The organism is Mycobacterium sp. E2479 (genome assembly GCF_001667925.1).
GTDB lineage: Bacteria > Actinomycetota > Actinomycetes > Mycobacteriales > Mycobacteriaceae > Mycobacterium.
The window spans coordinates 20,927-41,343 of sequence record NZ_LZJR01000073.1 but is presented as its reverse complement, the minus strand read 5'-3'; the positions used below and the strand labels follow the sequence as shown (position 1 = coordinate 41,343).

Genomic DNA, 20,417 nt, shown 5'->3' with positions numbered 1-20,417 from the left:
GGTCGCGCATGCGCTATCGCATCCGGCGCGGGCAGTGGCCAACCAATTATGCTGCGGCTTCGGATCTTTCGGCGTCGACCGGCGATTCGTCCGGGTGGCGGCGACCCGCCTCGGTCACGCCCTGGATCTGCACCGTCCCGCCCGTCGCCTCATGCTGTCGCTGCCAGTCGGTAATAGCCTGATGGGCAGCGTGATCGAGGTAGTGGACCGCAACGGCGACCGTCACGGTCGCGCCCTGCGGCACCGATGTCAGCATTCGCGTGAGCCTCGGCAGCGCCAGGAAGGTGCATGCCGCACCCTCGATGCTGACCCGCCATTCGTCGTCCACGGGCGTGGCTTCGATCTTGGCCCGGATGACGCGCCATCCGGTCAGCGCGATCGCCAGCGCGAGCCCGATCATGACCCCGTGCAGCAGGTTGAGGAAGATGACGCTGACTGCCGTCACGATGTAGACCCCGAGATCACCGTGCTTCATTGCGGTTTCGATGTGAGCCGGCTGCAGCAGCTGAATCCCGATGACGATGAGCAGCCCGGCGAGGGCGGCGGTCGGAATCTCCTCGACCAGCCCGGCGAACGGGATGGTGAACAACAGGATCCAGAATCCGTGCATAATCGCTGAGGCGCGGGATTGGGCGCCCGCGTTGACATTTGTCGAGCTGCGGACGATCACTCCGGTCACCGGCAGCCCGCCGACGGTGCCCGACACGATGTTGGCGGCTCCCTGCCCCACCAGTTCGCGGTTGAAATCGGTGCGTGGCCCGCGGTGCATCCGATCGACCGAGACCGCCGACAGCAGGCTTTCGACGCTGGCAATGAGCGCCACCGTGATCACCCCGATCGCGATCGCGCCCCAGTTCCCGTGGGGCAGCTCAGGCAATTGCAGCGCATCCAGCGGTGACCCCTCGAGGTTGATCCGGCGCACATGGAACGGGAAGACCACCGAGATCAGCGTCACGGCCACAATGGCGACCAGCGGACCCGGAACGCGGCGAAGTTTGGCCGGCACCCATCGCCAGCCCACCAGGATGACGATCACCAGCATCCCCAGGATCGCCCCGGGGCGGTGGGCACCGATGATCTGGCCGGGTAGTCCGACAAGGTTGTGCCAGGCCGTGCTCTTGGATTTCCCGCCGAGCAGCACATGCGCCTGCTGCAGGGCGATCGTGATGCCGATGCCGGCCAACATGGCGTGCACGACGACCGGTGAGATCGCGAGGGCGGCGCGCGCAACACGGCTGAGCCCCAGCAGAACCTGCAGGACTCCGGCGGCAACGGTGATCAAGCACGTTATGCCCCAACCGAAATCGGAGATCAGGTCGGCGACGACAACCGTCAGGCCGGCCGCGGGGCCACTGACCTGCAGCGGGGATCCACCCACCGCGCCGACGATGATTCCGCCGACGATCGCTGCGATCAGGCCGGCCAGCACTGGGGCGTTCGAAGCGATTGCGATGCCCAGTGACAGGGGCAGCGCAACCAAAAAAACCACGAGTGATGCCGGCAAGTCGTGCCGGATGATGCCGCGCAACCGTTTGCTACGCGGTGCGGACCGGTTTTGTGCACCGGTTTGCTCACCCGGTTGTTCGACATTGTGCATCGGTAGCGTCCCTCGGTAGCTGTTAGCGGGGGATGTTCCGATATCCGCCCCATTGCGCGCTCATTACCTCGTCGTAAAGCGCTGGCGTACAGACGATTACGACCGGACCGACTCACAGGATCACAGCCGAAAACCACTGCCCGCCTGGACCGACGGTATTTTGCTGGCAATGGTCGGTCAAGCCGACGGGCGCCGCCCATAGAGAACGCAAAGATTTGAATTTTCAAACCTTTGAAACCGGTTCAAAAACCGGAGCCGTGCACCTCGTGACCGGGGACCTCGGCAATCAGGCCTCGATAGGCCTCCTCGACGGTGGAGCCGTGGTTGATCACGGCGTCGACTTCACGGGCGATCGGCATGGTCAGGCCGAACTCGTTGGCAAACTCCATGATGACGCTGGCGGCCTTGACACCCTCGGCCACCTGGTTCATCGAGGCGATGATCTCGTCGATCGGCTTGCCCGCCCCCAGTTGTTCACCGACGTGTCGGTTCCGGCTGCGCTGGCTGGTACAGGTGACGATCAGGTCGCCCAGGCCGGCCAGGCCCGGGAAGGTGTCGGGGTGGCCGCCCAGGGCGACGCCCAGCTTGGTCATCTCGCGCAGCGCGCGGGCGATCACCAGCGCGCGGGTGTTCTCCCCGATGCCCAGCGAATAGCCCATCCCGACCGAGATGGCGTAGACGTTCTTCAGGGCGCCGGCCATCTCCACCCCGACGACGTCGTCGGTGGTGTACACGCGGAAGCGCCGCGTGCGGAACAGGCCCGACAACCGGGTCGCCAAGTGCTGGTCGGGCATCGCCAGGACCGCCGCGGCGGCATAACCCTCGCCGACCTCGCGCGCGATGTTCGGCCCCGCCAGGATGCCGGCGGGATGGCCGGGCAGCGTCTCCTCGATGATCTGCGACATCCGCATGTTGGTGCCCTGCTCGAGCCCCTTGACCAGTGACACCACCGGTACCCACGGCCGCAGTTCCTTGGCCAGCTCGCTCAGCACGCCCCGAAAGCCGTGCGAGGGAACGCCCATCACGACGACGTCCGCCGAGTTCGCCGCCTCGGCGAAGTCGGTGGTGGCGCGCAGGGTGTCGCTCAGCACGACGTCGTTGCCGAGGTAACGGCTGTTGCGATGGTTGTCGTTGATGTCGGCGGCGGTCGCCTCGGAGCGCACCCACTGCAGCGTCGGCCCGCGGCGCGCGCAGATTGACGCCACGGTGGTGCCCCAGGAACCGCCACCGAGGACAACGACTTTGGGTTCGCGCTTCTCAGATGCCATGGCGACCAGCGTATTGCGGACACCTGCGATTTTGTAGCAGTTCCTCGTTTAGCTTCTCGCGAGCTCCGAACGCAAGCTGAACGGCAGAACGGTATGGCTGTGAGTGTCCATCCAGGCGAACGTGTAATCGCCGCGGGCTATCCGGCCAGCGGCGCCCGTTCGTCGACCCGGCCGAACACCATGGCCTCTTGGATGCGGTCGAACCGGTAGTCCAGGGCGTCGGCCAGATAGTTCTGCCGCACGTTCCACGGTCGTTTGGTGCCCGACTTCGGCAGCGCGTGCACCGAGCGCAGCACGTACCCGGCGTTGATGTCCCACGACGGCTTCTCGGTCATGGGCTCGTTGCCCCGATGCGGTGCCGCGTGGGTATAGCCGTGAGCGGCCATGTGTTCGATCAGCTTTGCCGTCGCCCGGGCGGTGATGTCGGCGCGCAGCGTCCACGACGCGTTGGTGTAGCCGACACACCAGAACAGGTTCGGCACGTCTTCGAGCATGTGCGCTTTGTAGACGAAACGGTCGCTGACCTTGATCTCGTTGCCGTCCAGGCTGATCGCGGCCCCGCCCAGCGCCTGCAGCTGCAGGCCGGTGGCGGTGATGATGATGTCGGCGGCGAGGTGCCCACCGGATTTCAGCGCGATACCGGTCGCGTCGAAATGGTCGATGTGATCGGTGACCACCTCGGCGCCCCCCGCAGCGATGGCGCTGTACAGGTCCGCGTCGGGGATCAGGCACATCCGCTGGTCCCACGGGTTGTAGCGCGGCTTGAAGTGGGTGTCGACGTCGTAGCCGGGGGGCAGGCTGCTGATCGCCTTGCGCCGCAGCAGCCACCGCACCAGCCCCGGCGCCTTGCGGGACAACGCAAAGAACACCGCCTCGGTCAGGGCGCTGTACATGCGGATGACGAGATGAGCGGGCTTGCAGGGCAATAGCTTTCGAGCCAGCGCGGCGACGGCGCCGTATTTGGACGCCGCAATGAGATAGGTCGGCGAGCGCTGCAGCATGGTCACTTTGGCGGCGCGGTCCGACAACGACGGCAGGAGCGTGACCGCGGTCGCCCCGCTGCCGATCACCACGACCTGCTTGCCGCTGTAGTCCAGGTCTTCGGGCCAGTGCTGCGGGTGCACCACCGTGCCCTCGAACTGTTCGATGCCCGGGAAGTCGGGGGTGTAGCCCTCGTCGTAGTTGTAGTAGCCGCTGCCGAAGAACAGGAAGCGGCCGCGGTATTGCTTGCGTGCCCCGTCCTGCTCGACGGTGACCGTCCAGGTGTCGGTTGCGGAATCCCAGTCCGCCGATCGCACATAGCTGTTGAACCGGATGTGCCGGTCGATGCCGTACTTGTGTGCGGTGGCGGCCAGGTACTCGCGGATGTGCACACCGTCGGCGACGCCCTCTTCACGGGTCCACGGCTCGAACGGGAAGGACAGCGTGAAGATGCTGCTGTCCGAGCGCACACCGGGATAGCGGAACAAGTCCCACGTCCCGCCGATCTGCGCGCGCCGCTCCAGGATGGTGTACGTCAGGTGCGGATTGCGCTCGCTGATCCGATACGCCGCGTCGATGCCGGAGATGCCGGCACCGACGATGATCACGTCGGAGTATCCGGCCTCGGTGGCACCGCTATCGGAGGCCTCCTGAGGAGTCACGGTCATCTGAACCTCGCTCAAATTGTGGGACTCGTCACCAGCGTAGAGACCCACCGGTTGGTCGGGCTAGTAACCCGCGGATCCGCGCCAGAGGTCCCCACCGGTCAGCGGTAGTTGACGAACTGCAGCGCCACGTCCAGCTCGGCCTGTTTGAGCATCGCGATCACGGCCTGCAGGTCGTCGCGCTTTTTGCTGGTGACCCGGATTTCCTCGCCCTGGATCTGGGTTTTGACGTTCTTGGGGCCGTCGTCACGGATCAGCTTGGTGATCTTCTTGGCGTTCTCACTGCTGATGCCCTGCTTGAGGGAGCCAGTGATCTTGTAGGTCTTGCCCGAGGACTGCGGTTCGCCGGCGTCGAAGGCCTTCATCGAGATGTCCCGGCGGATCAGCTTCTCTTTGAAGACGTCGACCGCCGCCTTGACGCGTTCCTCGGTGGACGACGTCAGCTCGATGGCATCGTCGCCCTTCCAGGCGATTTTGGTGTCGGTGCCGCGGAAGTCGAACCGGGTGGCCAATTCCTTGGCGGCCTGGTTGAGCGCGTTGTCGACCTCTTGGCGATCCACTTTGCTGACGATGTCGAACGATGAGTCCGCCATGCCTTTCGTCCCTTCATCCGGTGATAGGCGTTTGTGCTTTGTCTACTCGCTCGTTGTAACCTGTCTGGCGGCAGGTTGCCCGAGCGGCCAATGGGAGCGGACTGTAAATCCGTCGCGAAAGCTTCACAGGTTCGAATCCTGTACCTGCCACCAACAGGTCTGGGGCCGTTTGCGCCACTACGACTGGCTTAGGCGCACGGTCAATACGCAGTCGACGTCGCAGCGGTGTCGAGGCACTTCGCCACCGCGTCACAAACGCGCGCCCACTGGCTGTTCAGCGTCAGCACCGCCGTCTTGCATCCACATGGACGCGGGGTCTGCACTGATCAGCCGTCAATTAGCAAGAGCCAGTGCGGATTCCGCTTGGTTGGTGGTCAAACTTGGGTTTTTGGCCAGGCGCCCCTAGCAACCGGCGCGAACTGCGGCGCAGTTGATGGCACCGCCCTCGATCATGATGCAGCTCGACGATCCCATCATCACACCGATTAGTACTACGGCCAGTGCGGCGGCTTTCAGCGTCCTCGTCTTGCTCTTCGTGCCCATCGGTCACGCCCTTCTGCTAGTTAAAACGCCGTCGCATTTAAAGCCGACGACTATTAGATGCTATCGCCGTCATTGGGCGTGTGTGCAATATCGCGTAAATTGGTGGAAAGGCTCGAGTGCTTTGCGCTCGAGTCTTCGCGCGTCCGGATTTTCATCAGCTGATTTCGAACCTGGATGTCAAGGCAGTTCTTGTTCGTTATTCGAACGAGGAAACGCTCGCCTTGACGACCTGTGGCGCACGGAGCTTATGGGTCAGCTCATCCACTCGGGTTGCCTGCGCGTAGCCACGGAACCGTCACCTAGGTGGCAATAGATCGTACCTGTGCGCGGATGAGTCCATGATCTGCCGCCGTCGTGCGACGCGATGGGCTCGGTGTGACAGTTCGCGCACACGTCGGTAAGCGCAACGGCATACCTGCGCCGCCCTCGCCACATGCTGGGGAGACCTTCGTGTTGGTGGTGATGTTTCCCGATTTGTCGACGAGAGTTTATGCCCCTAGGTATTTGCTCACAAGCGTTCGCAGGTTGGCGAGTGGCAGCAGTAATGGTGCGCATTTATCGAGCGATTCGCTTGTCAATGCAATGACAAATCGACCCAGTTGGCGAGGGCGGGGCGGCGGCGGTACGGGTGCAGACAACTTCGGTGCGCTTCGACTTTGCGCGCATATTCGAACAGCCGAGCCGGCACTCCGTGTCCGCTGTTGAGCGCCATTCAGCCGACACGCAGCAAGTATGCAATTGAACTTTAGAAGCGGTGATCCTGGCGTTGTACCTAGATCTTCCGTTGAACGATGAAGCCAGCTTGATTAGGCAAACGGAAACAGCAGCGGTATGTAAATCCGTCGCGAAAGCTTCACAGGTTCGAATCCTGTAGGTGCCTCCACGAGGTGGGGGCGTTTGCCCCGATCGGGTCCAAGGGGCGTCCTAACTGGGTATGGCTTCGATGACGCAGAGCGGCCCTGCCGTCTGCACCACGCGCTGCAGCCGGAAGCCGCCACGGTCAAGTAGGTCGGTCCACTGCTTGAGGCTGCGTTCCAGTGCGCCCCCCATCACCAACATCTCCATATCGGCGTAGTACCCGAGGAACTCGCGGTCATGATCGGGAAGGACCATCTCCAACAGCAACAGCTTCGCACCTGATGGGGCCCCGGCTTTGATGGTGCCCAGGATCGCGATGGCTTTGTCGTCCGGCCAATCGTGGATGACGTTCTTCATCACGTAGGCGTCAGCGGCCGGCACGCTTTCGAAAAACGACCCGCCCTTTACAGTGACCCGGTCGGCGACACCGAGCGCGGTCAAAATCGGCGGCGCACCCTCGACCGCCTGCGGCAGGTCGAACAGCACGCCGCGGGCAGCGGGTGCCGCGGCGAGAATGGATGACAGCAACCGGCCGTGACCGCCACCGATATCGGCGATGACGCCGAAGTTGCTGAAGTCGTAGGCGGCGACCACCGCCGCCTCCAACACCGACGACGTGGACGTCATCGCGTTGTTGAACATCTCCGCGAACTCCGGGTCTTCGGGGAGGTAGTCGAAGAAGTCCTTGCCGAACACTTTTGGGGGATTCGGCTCCCCGGTGCGCACCGCGTCGGCGAGCCGCGTCCAGTTTGCCCGGTGTTGCGCCGAGCCATAAAACAGCGCGGCTCCGTGCATCGAGATCGGCGAGTCGCTGCGCAACGTGTCGGCCAGTGCGTTGAGTGCGAACCGACCGTCGCGGCGCCTGCGAAACACGCCGCGGCTGATCAGTAATCGCATCAGCCGCGCCACCGTGTCCGGGTCGGCCCCGACGCGGCGCGCCAATTCCTCCTTGGACAACGGACCGGCGGCAAGCGCGTCGGCGATGCCTAGCTGTGCGGAGGCCGAGACAGCCTGCGACAAAAACGCACCGAAGATGATGTCGAGCACCGTGATCGGCGGAGGTGCCAGTCGCTGGTATAGGCGCCCCGCGTGATGGCGGGCTCGTTCGACCGCGCGAGCCACCCGGGCGGGCGGCAGCTTCGGGGTTGACGTCGGTGACGGCATCTTGCTGCTCCTTCGCAACGAGCCTTCGCGCTCGATCTGCTCTCGGTTGACGCCGAAAGCCTAGAGGTGGCGTCGTTTTTGGTCCAATTCAACGACCGGCTGGGAAAGACCGTCGTCGGCGTCGCGTCAGGACGTCGCCCCGGCTGAATTGATCGGCGAATCTGCGGCGGTAACTTTCCTCGAGCGGGGCAGGGGTGGCGATGCACCTGGAAACCCGCACGAAGGCTCGGGTCCGGGCTGCGAACGAACATACGCGTGCCGCCACGATCGGCCCTACTCGAGCTGACCGGGGCGAGGCAGGTGACTGGCACGTGTGGCGCCGGCCTTAATATGCTTGGCCAGCAAAATCGCCGTCCGCGTGGGCGACAATGTCGGCGGCGATGGTCGTGAACCGCGGGGAGGGATTGCATGTCGCTCGACACCCATTCCCGGCGTCGGTGCGGCCATTCGGGGCTGCGATGCAGCTGAACTATCTCAGCATCGCCGAGCTCGTCGCGGGGGCCGGCGGCGACCCCTGGGAGATCAACCGGACTCTGCAGGCGGGCCAGCCCGGGCAGATTTCCAGTCTGGCCACTGCGTTTCATGCCGCGGGCCGCTCCAGCTCGGAAGCCGACGCGACTTTCGAGCAGGCCCGCAAACGTTTCGAGGCAGCCTGGAACCACCAGAACGGTGACAGCCCGATCAACACCTCCGCCGAAGTGCAGCGCACGGCCCAGGCGCTGGGCGCGCAGTCCCAGCAGCTGCCCAAGATCGGCGCCGATCTCGAAAACATCGCCGCCGCCCTGGCCGACGCGCAAAAAACCGGCGCCCAGGAGATCGCCACCCTGGAAGGTCGGTTACTACTGCTCGACAAGATCATCGGCGCCGCCACGAAGGACCTGCAGGATCCCAACCTCGACCCGAAGGACCGCCACGCCCTGGAGACGTTGATCACGGACGCGAAAGCCGACGCGGTCGACGACACTCGAGACGCCCTTGACCAGTTGCGTGCCACCCGCGACAACTACACGAAATCACTGCACGGGGCGCAGAAGAATCTGGCTGACGACGGGTACGACCCGGCGCGCGTTCTGAGTGTCGACGGGCACGCCGCCGAGACGCCCGAATCTGCGGAGCAGGATGTGAAGGCCGCGCTCGCCGGCGATAAGGGTGCCGCCGCCCGGGTGAACGGAGTGCTCGGCTCTGTCACCGCCGACCAGGTGGCCGGCAAGGCTCCGCTGACCGCCGAGCAGGCATCGGTGTTGAGCCAACTGCAGGCCCAGGAGCATGGCATGAGCATCGATGCGCTCAAAACCGCCGAGCAGCGCCTCGGCGACGAGAGGGGATTGATCGGCAACTCCTGGCAGCTGATGAGCAATCCGAACATCACGTTCCCGAAGACGCCGACAACCATCGGTGCCAAACAGGGCACCGACACCGTGAAAGGCGGGACCACGCAGTTGCCGGACAGCGTGCAGGAGGTGTTGCAGGCGCCGGGCTGGTTGTACGCCGACCAGACCAGGACGATCGCCGACATCGTCAAGGACGGTAACCCGTTGCTGCAGCGCAACACTGGGGTTGATCAGGGCTTGCTGCACAAGGGTGCGCAGATCATGACCCAGGACTGGGCGCGCAACACCTACGACCAAACGGTCGAGTCGGTGTTCTGGGCTGCCGGCCGCGACCACGGGGCCGTCAATTGGATTGTCAATCAGCAGGGAATCTGCGACCAGTCGACCCAGGACTTCTTGCAGAACATCACCCACCACGCCTGGTCCGACGGTGGCGACGCGGCCGGCTCGTTGTTCAGCTGGACCAAGGACGCGGCGGGCCCGGAAGCCCAGATCGCGGGGCAGACCGCGCAGACGTATGCGGCCTACCTCGGTCAGCATTCGCACGAGCTGCTCGATCTGCCAGGTCATCACACGCTGGGCCAGGTCGATCCGAAGCTGACGCAAGCCATGGCCACCGGGCTGTCGCCCTACGTCGCCAACATCGCCGGCGGAACCAACGACCTGTCACCCTTCTTCCACGCGCCGGACTCCAATCAGGACGTGGAATCGAGACTGCCCATCGCCAAAGGCATTTTCTCCGTGCTCAGCACGGACAAAGACGCGTCGAACACCTTCAATGGTGCTGCGATGCAGCAAATCATGCAGGACCAGAACCGGTACGCCGAAGCGATCGCGCATCATGTGCCGGGCGCCGTCGCCAACGACGCCGATCTGCAGCAGGCCGCCACCTTGAAGGGATTGGTCGACGTCGGGGTGAACAACGCCGTGCACGCCGAGGGACTCAACGGCGCCCAACAGGCCACCGAAGCCTATAACCGAAAGACGTCGGCGTACGACAGCCTGGTGAAGGGCGGCGGCACGGTGGCGGGCTTGGCGGGCAAGGCGCTGCCGCCGCCGTATAACATGATCGGCACACTCGGCGGCCCGGCGCTGTCCATGGGCGCAGATGCGTTGAAGCAAGACATCATTGGTGCCGCGCCATCGTCGACCGCGCCGCCCGAGGTTCAGATACCGCACATGCAAGACAGCGCCGCGTATTCACAGGTGCTCGACGGCCTGATCGCCAACCGCGTGCCGATCGGATTGACGCAACAATTTTTTGCGCCGGACGTTCCCGGTGACCCGCACAGCCCAATGCACATCGCCACGTATGACGAATACAAGGCGAACGGCGGTACGTGGGACAATTACAAATACAATCAAGCGCTAAAGGGTGCGGTGCAGAGGATATTGGGTGACGAGAGCGTCATCCCACACATGCAGCACCAATATGACGAAGTGACCCAATTACCCAACCCATAGGGAAGTTTCATGAGTCTCGGGCGACGGCGCGGATTTCTCGGTCGAATCGTCACTTTGACGCTGTGCGCCGTTGTCGCGGGCTGCGGTCCCAAGGACGCTGCGCCTCCAGCGGAACCTGCGCCGAAGATTCCCTGGACGGGAATGCTGTCGGAGCTTCGCGCGGTGTGGAGTGCCGAGCCGGGAATCGATTTGCTCACCACACCGGCCGTGGTGGTGCGCGCCTACCTCGAATCGATCTTCGTGGCGGCCAACGCCGGCGACATCGGTTATGCCTACCCCGGATTCACCCATGCCGTCGCGCCGAATGCGCCACAGGGCCAACCGGACAGCGCCCGCGACCGCTGGCCCGACACCGAGCATCCATTGCGCGATCGACTGGTCGGCACCGATCGCTACCACTTCTTACGGCTCGACACCGCCGGCCGTCAGGTCACGGCCGTGGTGTGCGATTGGGCCTACGCCAGCGCGCTGGATCTCGGTGGCGGAAACTACGGCTGGAAAAGCGCGTTGCCCGCCACCGATCCCGCGGCCCGGATCGCCGTGCATCGCGTCGCGATGACCGCCCCGGAGGATGGTCCGGTAGCGCCAGTTGCACCGCAAAAGGGGACCGCGGCGGCTCCTGTCGACGATGTCTTCGGCGGTTGGCACGTCGTGGGCCACAATATGACTGCCGACCGGATCCCCGAGTCGAACACCGATCCGGTGGAGTGGCCCTCCGAAGTGGCCGATGCTCGATCTTGCGTCGACAAAGCGCCGGACCCGGCGGACCGCCGCCTGTATCTGCTCAACGGCGTGCACCCTCGCTCGGAATTTCCCACGTTGCCGCCATACCCGGGTTGGCCTGCTGGAAGTTCATCGTAGATGATCGAAAGGCAATCTGTTGCGTAACAAGGCAATCAGCGTAGTGGCCGTCGTGGCGGCCGTCGCGTCGGTGGCAATGACGCTGATGCCGTGGATTGACGTAAGTCAACTGGGATTACCCATCAGGTGGAATGGTCTCGGCAGCTACGTCGGCGAGCACGGCGAATACTACGGCTCCTCGCTTACCGACATGGTGGACGGCACGCCGGGGTGGATCGTGGTGATCGCCTCGCTGGCGGCCGCCGGCGCGCTCCTCGGCGCGGCGCGAGTGCGCCGGCTTGGGCTCGTCGCATGTGGGTGCGCCGTCGTCGCGTTCGTGACCGCTGTCTTGTGTTTGGTGTATCCCGCGATCCTGGCCGGCGACGCCAAGAACGAGCTGGGAATATCTCTGGTCCCGGACCGGCAAGTGCTGAACTACGGTGCGTTGATCGCCGAGGTGGCGGCCACCGGCGTGCTGGTGGTCTGTGCCGCACTCATCGTTGTCCGAACGAGAAGCGGCGTCGGCGAAGACAATTGAGGGCCCGCCGGTCGTCTGACGGCGAACGGGGCTCAGAACCAGGGCCCGGGGTAGTGGCCGTCCTGGTCTTGCACCATGACGATCTCCTTGCACTCGCCGTTGGACCCTGGCGCGGTCTCGCCGCGGCACACCAGCGTCCACCCGGAGATCCGCCCGAAAGGCCGTAGTGCCCAGTTCGATGCCACGGGATCGGTTGCGGGCAAGGCGATTACGGAGAACGTTCCGCCGGTGCCGGTGATGTAGAGGTGGTCTTCGAAATACGCCAGCTTGGAAATCGACAGCTTCTTGGCGTCGTCCCTGCTCTTCTGGAAGTCCCACTGCTGGCTGCGCAGGTTCCATACGCCGAAACCGAGTTGGGAGGCGTCCGAGTTGTGGGCGTCGACGAACAGTTTGCCGTCGGACAGCATCGCGGTCACCCCACCGCCGGAAATCCGGTCGGAATCGCCGATTTTGATGATGGACTTGGCGTCGAGGTCGTAGAACATCGTCGACAGCACCGGGGGGTTGTCTGAATCCCGGTGCGTGATCTGCACCAGTTTGCTTGGGCCGTCGGTTAATTCGGCATCGACGGATTGCAACTCGTTGTCCTGATAGATCGCTTCCCCGTTCGGCCGGCGCAGCTCCGCGCCGGAAGTCTTGCCGGGCTCGGTGTTGCGCGCAAACGCAAGCACGTCCTGCCAGACGCGCCCGGGCTGCGGATCGTTCCACATCATCGACAGATCGCCCCCGGACAGGACCACGGTCCGTGGTGGTGATGCGGTACGGCCGTCGGTGAAGGCGTTCAGCCACGCCACGCCCGAGGCGGTCGAGGCCAGGCCCCAATCCTTCGGCGCGGCCAGTTTCAGCTCCGGGGCCGGCGGCTGCAGCTCCTTGCTGGCCAGCTGCCGGCCCGACTTGGTGTCGTACACGTAGGCGGTGGTTTTGGGGGCTTCGGGGGCCGGGGCCTGTGCCGGCTTGACGGTGGTGACGACGTAGACGACTTTCATGTCGTCGGCCGTGCCGGTCGGCGCGCAGATGGCGCCGGTGACGTTCTCGCCGGCGGGAACCGACGGGACGCCGGGCGCGACGTACTGCCCGGATTTCGGGTCGAAGATTTTCGGCCGGATGTCCTCGAGCGCCGACTTGCTGGCCGAAAACTTCTCCGGGCAACCGAAATACGCCGTTCCGCCGTAGCTTTTCCAATCCTTTTCCAGCGGGCCGGTTATCGGCGCGGGTGGCGCGGCCGCCCGTGTGCTGGTCTTCGAGACCGATGTCGAGGTGGTGGCGCTGAGCGGGGGCGGTGCAGCGGTTTCCGAACAGGACGCGATGGACAGGCAGGCAACCGACGCGACCCCGATCGGGGCAAACCACTGTCTGGACACGGTTCGCCCCTTGATCCCACCCATCAATAAACCCCCGTTGAGTTCGTGCAACCAACGAGCGTAAGGCCGCTGCGTCGGCACCGCGACTCGTGTGCGGGTGCGGGTGTGACGTTGACCCCGTGATACACCGGAAGCCATGACTGCTCTGGCCGACGAGACGCGCTGGATGGACGCCACGGATCAGGCGGCGCTGGTGGCCCAAGGCGAGGTCACGCCGAGTGAACTGCTGGAGGCGGCGATCGAGCGGATCGAGCGTGTCAATCCCTCGCTGAACGCCGTGGTCATCGAGTGGTTCGGGCACGCGCGTTCGGTGGCGGCCGACCCGGGCCTGCCCAACGGCCCGTTCCGCGGGGTCCCCTTCTTGCTCAAGGACCTCTACACCAGCTTCGCGGGCCAGACGCTGTCGAACGGGAATGTTGCGCTGAAAGAGGCCGCCAAGGTCGACGTCCGCGACACCACGCTCGTGGCCCGGTTCAAGGCGGCCGGGTTGGTGATCGCCGGCCGGACCAACAGCCCCGAGCTGGGCAGCCTGCCGACCACCCAGCCGCTCGCGTGGGGGCCGACCCGCAACCCCTGGGCGCAGGACCGCACGGCGGGCGGATCCAGCGGCGGCGCGGCCGCCGCCGTGGCCGCGGGGATGGTCCCGTTCGCCAACGCCTCGGACGGCGGCGGAAGCATCCGCATCCCGGCGTCCTGCTGCGGGCTGGTCGGACTCAAGCCGAGCCAGGGCCGGATCACCGTCGGGCCGGTGCGCGCCGAGGTGGGCCTGGGCGTCGAACTGTGCGTCAGCCGCACGGTGCGCGACACGGCGGGCCTGCTCGACGCCGTTCGCGGGCCCGGGGTCGGGGACACCGTGATCGCGCCGCCGCCCGAGCGCGCCTACCTCGACGAGGTCGGTGCCCAACCCGGCCGGCTGCGCATCGGGCTGCTCGACGTCCACCCGCGCGACGACTTCCTGCACCCCGACTGCGTCGCGGCGGTGCGTGCCGCCGGATCGATGCTCGAGGGGCTCGGGCACATCGTCGAGCCGGCGTGGCCGGCCTGCCTAGCCGACACCACCTTGACCGAGAAGTTCATGGCGCTATGGGCCACGCAGATGGCGATGGGGGTGCGCGGCTTCGGCCAGACGCTCGGGCGTGAGCTGACCTCCGGCGAGGTCGAGCCGGTGAACTGGGTGCTCGCCCAGCGGGCCCGCCTAGTGAGCGCGCTCGACTACGCGGTGGCGCAGGAGGCGGTCTATGCGTTTCGGCGGTCGCTGCAGCAGTGGTGGGCCGACGGCTGGGACCTGCTCCTCACGCCGACAGTGACCGAACCACCGCCACTGCTAACCGAATTCGAGAACGATCCCGAGCACCCGACGGCGCCGATGCGGCGCGCCGGCCGGTTCGCCGCGTTCACGCCCCCCTTCAACATGAGCGGGCAGCCGGCGATCAGCCTTCCCCTGCATCGCAACGCTGAGGGCCTTCCCGTCGGCGTGCAGCTCGCCGCCGCCTACGGGCGCGAAGATATCCTCATTCGTGTTGCGTCCCAATTGGAATCGGCCCACCCCTGGTCATCCGATCGTCCGGCGACCCACTGATGCTGACAAGTCTGCGGCGGGCGATGAGACGAACTAGGCCGCTTCAATATCCCCACGGTGGTTCACCTGCTCGCTCGCCCGGCGCTTGTCACCCGCCGTTAGAGCGAAATATGTGTTGCCACCCCGTCGTTCACTCCTGCGCGCGCAGCCGCACCATCCGCGTCGTCGACGTCTCATCCAGTTCGACGACATCCGAGCGCGAACGCAGGAAATCGCTGAACGAGCGGAATCCCAAAGATCTTTCGCTGAACGATGGGTCCATCCGCTTCATCTGTGCCTTCACGGCCGAGTTGTGCAGCCAGTCGACATCGTCTTTCTCCAAGCCGATCCGCAGGGCCCGCGTCAGCAACGCGGTGGCGGCGGCCTGCGGGTCGGGCTGCTCATCGGGCTCGTCCCCCTTGGCCGACTTGCTGCGAGTGGTCCGTTTTTTCGGCTTGTCCGCCTCCGCGCCGGCGGGCGCCGGTTCGGGCACCGGTACCCCCGGCAGTGCGTCGTAGATGACGAAATCGTCGCAGGCCGCCGCGAGCGCGCGGCTCGACGCACCTGCCACGCCGATGCCGACAACGTACCGGCCGAGCCTCTTGCAGCGCTGGGCCAACGGAATGTAGTCGGAGTCGCCGGCCACGACCACCACGTGGGTCAGATCGGGTAGCCGGAACATGTCCTCGACCGCGTCGACGGCCAACCGGATGTCGGCGCCGTTCTTGCCGTAGGCCGCCGCCGGGAACAACTGCACCAGGTCGACCGCGCGGGCCACCAGCTGGCCGCGATACCCGGCGTTGATATCCGCCGACCAGTCCGCGTAGGCGCGGGTGAGCACCAGGGTGCCGAACGACGACGCGAAGTCGAGGATTGCGGCGACGTCGACGGTCGCCGGGTCCAGCCGCTCCGCCTGCTGCTCGAGCCCCTTGGCCTTGTCCCGCTGAAACGAATTCCGTCCGTGAATCTGGTCGTACCGGGAGATCACGATGTTGTCGAAGTCGAGGTAGACGGCCACTCGGGTCAAAACCGGTTCGGTCATGCATTAGATCATTGCTGAGCAGGACCAAAGCGGGTACACAACCCACATGAATGAGCTGAAGGTTCTCGAACTACACGGCGATCGCATCGCCTACCGCGACGAGGGTGACGGCGAGGTGCTGCTGCTCATCCACGGCATGGCGGGCAGTTCGGAGACGTGGCGGGCGGTCATCCCGCCGCTGTCGAAGAAGTTTCGCGTCATCGCCCCGGACCTGCTCGGTCACGGCGAATCGGCGAAGCCTCGCACCGACTACTCGCTGGGCGCCTTCGCGGTGTGGCTACGTGATTTCCTCGATGAACTCGGCGTCAGCCGGGCCACCGTCGTCGGTCACTCGCTTGGTGGCGGCGTCGCGATGCAGTTCGTCTACCAGCACCCCGACTACGCCCAACGGTTGATCCTGATCAGCAGCGGCGGCCTGGGGCCCGACGTGGGATGGGTGTTGCGGCTGCTCTCGGCGCCCGGGGCGGAGCTGGTGTTGCCGATCATCGCCCCGCCGCCCGTGCTGTCCGTCGGCAACAAGCTGCGGTCCTGGATGAAAAGCGCCGGCATCCGCTCACCGCGCGGCGCGGAGCTGTGGAGCGCCTACTCGTCGTTGTCGGATGGCCAGACACGGCAGTCGTTCCTGCGGACGCTGCGATCGGTCGTCGATTACCGCGGACAGGCGGTCAGCGCGCTCAACAGGCTGCGGCTGCGCGAGGATCTACCGGTCATGGCGATCTGGGGCGAGTGCGACGGCATCATTCCCGTCGACCACGCGTACGCCGCGCACGAGGCGCGCACGGACGCCAGGCTCGAGGTGCTGCCCGACGTGGGTCACTTCGCCCAGGTGGAGGCGCCAAACCAAGTGGTGGAGTTGGTCGAGGACTTCATCGCCACCGGTGAGCGCCGCGACAACGAAAGCCCACAGCCGAGCTTGTGATCGATGGCCGGCCAGGTTGGAAACGACGGCACTCTCATGCATGATGTCGATCACCTCTGCCTCCAGATCGGATGTAGGGCGCGGGCTACTCAGCGTGCCGTCGCCGGACACTCTCCCCGGTAGTCGACCCGCCAGTGTTTGATGCCGTTGATGAAGGACGACCGCAGCCGTTGCGGGTCGCCGGCAGAGCGCAGGTCGGGCATGTGGTCGGCGATCGCGTTGAACATCAGGTCGATCGTCATGCGGGCCAGGTTGGCCCCGATGCAGTAATGCGCCCCGGTGCCGCCGAATCCGACATGCGGGTTGGGGCTGCGCAGAATGTCGAACGTGAACGGGTTGTCGAAGACCTCTTCGTCGAAATTCGCCGACCGGTAGAACAGCACCACCCGCTGGCCCTTCGCGACGGGCACGCCGCCGAGTTCGGTATCCACCAGCGCGGTGCGCTGAAACGCCGTGATCGGGGTGGCCCAGCGGATGATCTCGTCGGCCGCCGTCTTCGGCCGTTGCTCCTTGAATAACTCCCACTGATCCGGGTGGTCGGTGAACGCCATCATCCCTTGGGTGATCGAGTTTCGGGTCGTCTCGTTGCCGGCCACGGCCAGCGTGACCACGAACATGCCGAACTCGGCCTCGGAGAGTCGCTGATCCTCGGAATCGGCCTTGATCAGCGTGGTGACGATGTCCCGATCTTTCGGGCCGGGTTCCTCGGCCTTGCGTGCCGCCAATTGCATGGCATACCACATCAATTCGCCCGCCGACGTCGTCGCATCATGGTCGGCGAACTCTGGGTCGTCGCTGCCGATCATGTTTTTGGTCCAGTCGAACAGTTTGTCGTAGTCCTCCGCCGGTACGCCGAGCAGGCCCGAAATAGCCTGCAGCGGAAGCTCGCACGCCACCTGACGGACGAAGTCTCCCGACGCGTGCGCCGCCGCATCGGCAGCGATGCATCGCGCGCGTTCGGTGAGTTCGGCGCGTAACCGTTCGACCGCGCGAGGCGTGAAGCCACGCGAGATGATCTTGCGCAGCCGACTGTGCCGGGGATCATCCATCATGATCATCGAGGATCGCCCCGCCTCGATCTGCCGCTGCGCCAAGTCTTCTCGATAGCGCGGCACGATCGACTTGCTGGCCGATGAGAAGACATCGCTGCGCAATGACACCTCACGGATGTGGCGGTGCTTGGTCACCACCCAGTAGCCGCCGTCGCCGAAGCCCCCTTGCTCGAGCGGCTGCTCGTTCCACCAGATGGGTTCCGTGGCCCGCAATTCGGCGAACTCTCGCACGGGAAGCCGATGGGCGTAGATGTCGGGGTCGGTGAAATCGAAGCCCGGCGGGAGGTGCGGTGTCGCCATGGGTTTCTCCTCGACTCCTGCTTGCCGGCCGCGGCGGCTAGCAAGATGGTAGCCGCCCACGTTCGGATTGCGTAGCAAATCGAGGCCCCTCAACGCGAGGGCGCGGGGCTGACCGTCCTGACGCGTTCGCGCCCACCGAGATTGGTGGCCGCGGTGATGACGGCGCGCTCGATCTGGCGCAGGGCGTGCACGGCGGTCAGGAAGCGACGGGTGTCGTTGGCCGTGTCGCCGGGGCCGTTGCCGTCGCATTGCCGGGCCACCGTCTCGGCGGCGTCGAGCTCGTCGGTCGCCGAGACCAGGGTCGGGGCGTGGCCGCCCTCGATGGCTTCCTGCAGGGCATCGATGTTGCGCCTCGTCTGGGCCGCGGCCGCGCAAAAGGCTTGCGCTAGTTCCGAGGATGGCGCCCCGACCGGGTCCTGATACTGCTCGGCGCTGCGCGCCAGGCTCCGGCCGTAGCGGTCGCAGGCGGTGAAGATCCGCAGGGCGCGGCGGATGCTGCGCCGCCCGGCAAGTCCGGCGACGCCGGCCAGCAACGGTTTGGCGGTGACCCGGAACTGCTGCAGGTCCCGGTCGAGCCGGCGCGCCTGCTCTGATGGGCTGACGCTGAACTTGTCACCGAACATCGTCGCGGCCGAGGTCTCGATCAGGACGGACAGGCTCGTCAAGAAGGCGCGAGCTTCGCTGCGGATCGCCGTTCTGGTGTTGGTGGGCAGCACCAGGACCGCGACCGTAACCCCGATGACGGCACCGATCGCCGTTTCTTCGATCCGCAGCATCAGCACGGCGAACGAGAACTGGCCGAGCAGGCCGTACAGCAGCGCCAGCATGGTGGTGATCCAGAAGGTCATCAGGCTGTAGGTGACCGTCATGAAGTAAAAGGCGCAGAACAGGCACACGAAGATGCCGGCCAATGCCGCTCGCTCATGACCGGTCAGCAGCGTGGCCACCAAGACGCCGCAGGGCACGCCGAGCAGCGTCCCGAGCAGGCGTTGCCAACCCTTGGTCAGGGTTTCGCCCCACGAGTTGGTGCCCGCGAAGATGACGAACGCCGCGATCACCGCCCAATACCAGCGCGCCGGCGAAACCAGCTCGCCGACCACGATGGCCAAGGCTGCGGCGACGGAGACCTGAATGGCCTGCCGGGTGGTCGGCCGCAGCCCGGTGGCCGGCTCGTCCTCGGTGTTGTCGGGGACGGCGTCGGGTGGCTGGGGCGGGGTGTCGGCGTCGTCGAGAGGTCGGCCGGCGGCCACCCGGTCGACGATCGCCCGGACGTCGGAAGTCGCCGACGCGGCGTTGATGATCGCCAGTGCGAGGCGGCGCACGGCCGCGCCGCCCTCGTCGTCGCCTGCGGGCTCGTGCTGCCCGTCGAGCAGCCGCTGCGCGCGCTCGGCGGCCCGGCGCAGCCCGTCGGGTTCAGGAAGCCGGATGGCGCGCGACAGTTGATTGAGCGCGTCGACGACCGCGGCCCGGGTGGGCGCGGGCATGGAATCGGGGTCCTCGCAAGCGAGGACGGCCGCCCGCCGGCCTGCGGTGGCCACCCATTCGATGGCGAGCTCGGCATCTAGCAGCCAGGGGGCCAATTGTTCGGCGGTGACCCCGGGCCACAGGGTGCCCGGGTCGGCCTTGTCCTCGATCTGGCTCTGCACCATCAGGGCGGTCTCGTTGAGCCGGACGGTGCGGGCCCGCATGCGCCGTCGCCGTCGTTCGTCTAGGCGGCCGGTCCGCACCGCTTCGGCGGTCGTGTCGAGGACGATCGCCATCCGCGCCCGCAGCGCCCGAATGGTGGCACTCAGCACCCGCTCGGGTCGATCGGGCATCACGTAGGTGCTCATCACGTACGTGCACACGGTGCCCACCGCGACCGCCCCGATCATCCAGGGCAACTCCGCGACGCGGGCGTGCAGATACAGCGTGAAGAAGTAGGACATGAATGCGACCATGCCCAGCGCCCTGCCGCGTGCGCCGAATCGCCGGATATATGCCGCGGTGAACACGACCACCACGAAGACGGCGTCGCTGACCACCGCGTGCGGCGCCAGCACCGCGGCCGCGGTGATGGACGCCGCCGCGGGCAGCGGCAGCAGCGCCATGGTGATCCGCTGCTGGCGCGGGTCGGCTTCGTTGACCGAGCGCGACGCGACCATGGTGATGACGACGCCCAACAGGGCGACCGTCAGTGGTTGTCCCGTAGCCCTGGTCAGGATGAAAAGCACCAGCAGGGAAAGGCCGAGCGCGCCCGTGGTCCGGGTCGCCATTCGCAGCCGAAGCAAGCCGGGATCGGAGCCGATCACCCAATTGCGCGCGCGCTCCTCAAGAACACTTATCGACAGACCGCCTCTCTTG

General features: G+C 65.7%; 14 protein-coding genes and 1 tRNA gene. 6 read left to right on the top strand and 9 right to left on the bottom strand.

What is annotated here, in order from left to right; genetic code table 11:
- Positions 1 to 46: 46 nt before the first annotated feature.
- From A5686_RS09825 to A5686_RS09810, 4 genes are all read right to left on the bottom strand, one after another.
- Positions 47 to 1,597: a SulP family inorganic anion transporter gene (locus A5686_RS09825; protein ID WP_067933586.1), complete on the bottom strand. Its 1,551-nt coding sequence runs from the start codon at positions 1,595 to 1,597 to the stop codon at positions 47 to 49.
- A gap of 242 nt (positions 1,598 to 1,839) precedes the next feature.
- Positions 1,840 to 2,865, bottom strand: a complete 1,026-nt coding sequence (locus A5686_RS09820) for an NAD(P)H-dependent glycerol-3-phosphate dehydrogenase (protein ID WP_067933584.1) — start codon at positions 2,863 to 2,865, stop codon at positions 1,840 to 1,842.
- A 137-nt stretch (positions 2,866 to 3,002) separates the two neighbouring features.
- The gene (locus A5686_RS09815) at positions 3,003 to 4,514 is read right to left on the bottom strand and encodes an NAD(P)/FAD-dependent oxidoreductase (RefSeq protein ID WP_067933582.1); all 1,512 of its coding nucleotides are present in this window, start codon (positions 4,512 to 4,514) and stop codon (positions 3,003 to 3,005) included.
- Between the two features lie 98 nt (positions 4,515 to 4,612).
- The gene (locus A5686_RS09810; protein WP_067933580.1) at positions 4,613 to 5,104 is read right to left on the bottom strand and encodes a YajQ family cyclic di-GMP-binding protein; all 492 of its coding nucleotides are present in this window, start codon (positions 5,102 to 5,104) and stop codon (positions 4,613 to 4,615) included.
- Positions 5,105 to 5,173: 69 nt separating this feature from the next.
- On the opposite strand from A5686_RS09810, the gene A5686_RS09805 reads away from it, so the two are divergent.
- Positions 5,174 to 5,257 (top strand) — tRNA-Tyr (locus tag A5686_RS09805).
- Positions 5,258 to 6,571: 1,314 nt separating this feature from the next.
- Here A5686_RS09805 and A5686_RS09795 read toward each other — a convergent pair.
- Positions 6,572 to 7,669 (bottom strand): methyltransferase, encoded by a 1,098-nt coding sequence (locus A5686_RS09795; RefSeq protein ID WP_082947567.1) that lies wholly within the window; start codon positions 7,667 to 7,669, stop codon positions 6,572 to 6,574.
- Positions 7,670 to 8,127: 458 nt separating this feature from the next.
- On the opposite strand from A5686_RS09795, the gene A5686_RS09790 reads away from it, so the two are divergent.
- From A5686_RS09790 to A5686_RS09780, 3 genes are read left to right on the top strand one after another with little or no spacing between them, the layout of a single operon-like run.
- Positions 8,128 to 10,464, top strand: a complete 2,337-nt coding sequence (locus A5686_RS09790) for a hypothetical protein (RefSeq protein ID WP_067933642.1) — start codon at positions 8,128 to 8,130, stop codon at positions 10,462 to 10,464.
- Between the two features lie 9 nt (positions 10,465 to 10,473).
- Positions 10,474 to 11,325: a hypothetical protein gene (locus A5686_RS09785; RefSeq protein WP_067933578.1), complete on the top strand. Its 852-nt coding sequence runs from the start codon at positions 10,474 to 10,476 to the stop codon at positions 11,323 to 11,325.
- A 19-nt stretch (positions 11,326 to 11,344) separates the two neighbouring features.
- Entirely contained in the window at positions 11,345 to 11,842 is a 498-nt protein-coding gene (locus A5686_RS09780) for a hypothetical protein (RefSeq protein WP_067933577.1), read from the top strand.
- A 32-nt stretch (positions 11,843 to 11,874) separates the two neighbouring features.
- Here A5686_RS09780 and A5686_RS09775 read toward each other — a convergent pair whose 3' ends face one another.
- A complete protein-coding gene (locus A5686_RS09775; RefSeq protein WP_231986336.1) occupies positions 11,875 to 13,179 on the bottom strand; it encodes a hypothetical protein in 1,305 nt (434 codons plus the stop codon).
- 160 nt (positions 13,180 to 13,339) lie between these two features.
- Here A5686_RS09775 and A5686_RS09770 point away from each other — a divergent pair, with 160 nt between their 5' ends.
- Positions 13,340 to 14,782, top strand: coding sequence for an amidase (locus tag A5686_RS09770; RefSeq protein WP_067933574.1), 1,443 nt, complete (start codon positions 13,340 to 13,342; stop codon positions 14,780 to 14,782).
- A 130-nt stretch (positions 14,783 to 14,912) separates the two neighbouring features.
- Here A5686_RS09770 and A5686_RS09765 read toward each other — a convergent pair whose 3' ends face one another.
- Complete coding sequence (locus A5686_RS09765) at positions 14,913 to 15,803, bottom strand: NYN domain-containing protein (protein ID WP_067933572.1); 891 nt, start codon at positions 15,801 to 15,803, stop codon at positions 14,913 to 14,915.
- A gap of 46 nt (positions 15,804 to 15,849) precedes the next feature.
- Here A5686_RS09765 and A5686_RS09760 point away from each other — a divergent pair, with 46 nt between their 5' ends.
- The gene (locus A5686_RS09760) at positions 15,850 to 16,722 is read left to right on the top strand and encodes an alpha/beta fold hydrolase (RefSeq protein WP_067933570.1); all 873 of its coding nucleotides are present in this window, start codon (positions 15,850 to 15,852) and stop codon (positions 16,720 to 16,722) included.
- Between the two features lie 89 nt (positions 16,723 to 16,811).
- Here A5686_RS09760 and A5686_RS09755 read toward each other — a convergent pair whose 3' ends face one another.
- Positions 16,812 to 18,074, bottom strand: a complete 1,263-nt coding sequence (locus tag A5686_RS09755) for a cytochrome P450 (RefSeq protein ID WP_067933569.1) — start codon at positions 18,072 to 18,074, stop codon at positions 16,812 to 16,814.
- Between the two features lie 89 nt (positions 18,075 to 18,163).
- Positions 18,164 to 20,365, bottom strand: coding sequence for an FUSC family protein (locus A5686_RS09750; protein ID WP_067933568.1), 2,202 nt, complete (start codon positions 20,363 to 20,365; stop codon positions 18,164 to 18,166).
- Positions 20,366 to 20,417: the final 52 nt, after the last annotated feature.

Excerpts from the sequence above, each read along its gene's own strand:
- A5686_RS09765 (WP_067933572.1), bottom strand. The coding sequence starts at position 15,803 with ATGACCGAACCGGTTTTGACCCGAGTGGCCGTCTACCTCGACTTCGAC.
- A5686_RS09820 (WP_067933584.1), bottom strand. The coding sequence starts at position 2,865 with ATGGCATCTGAGAAGCGCGAACCCAAAGTCGTTGTCCTCGGTGGCGGT.
- A5686_RS09825 (WP_067933586.1), bottom strand. The coding sequence starts at position 1,597 with ATGCACAATGTCGAACAACCGGGTGAGCAAACCGGTGCACAAAACCGG.
- A5686_RS09755 (WP_067933569.1), bottom strand. The coding sequence starts at position 18,074 with ATGGCGACACCGCACCTCCCGCCGGGCTTCGATTTCACCGACCCCGAC.
- A5686_RS09815 (WP_067933582.1), bottom strand. The coding sequence starts at position 4,514 with ATGACCGTGACTCCTCAGGAGGCCTCCGATAGCGGTGCCACCGAGGCC.
- A5686_RS09770 (WP_067933574.1), top strand. The coding sequence starts at position 13,340 with ATGACTGCTCTGGCCGACGAGACGCGCTGGATGGACGCCACGGATCAG.
- A5686_RS09760 (WP_067933570.1), top strand. The coding sequence starts at position 15,850 with ATGAATGAGCTGAAGGTTCTCGAACTACACGGCGATCGCATCGCCTAC.
- A5686_RS09785 (WP_067933578.1), top strand. The coding sequence starts at position 10,474 with ATGAGTCTCGGGCGACGGCGCGGATTTCTCGGTCGAATCGTCACTTTG.
- A5686_RS09790 (WP_067933642.1), top strand. The coding sequence starts at position 8,128 with ATGCAGCTGAACTATCTCAGCATCGCCGAGCTCGTCGCGGGGGCCGGC.
- A5686_RS09795 (WP_082947567.1), bottom strand. The coding sequence starts at position 7,669 with ATGCCGTCACCGACGTCAACCCCGAAGCTGCCGCCCGCCCGGGTGGCT.
- A5686_RS09810 (WP_067933580.1), bottom strand. The coding sequence starts at position 5,104 with ATGGCGGACTCATCGTTCGACATCGTCAGCAAAGTGGATCGCCAAGAG.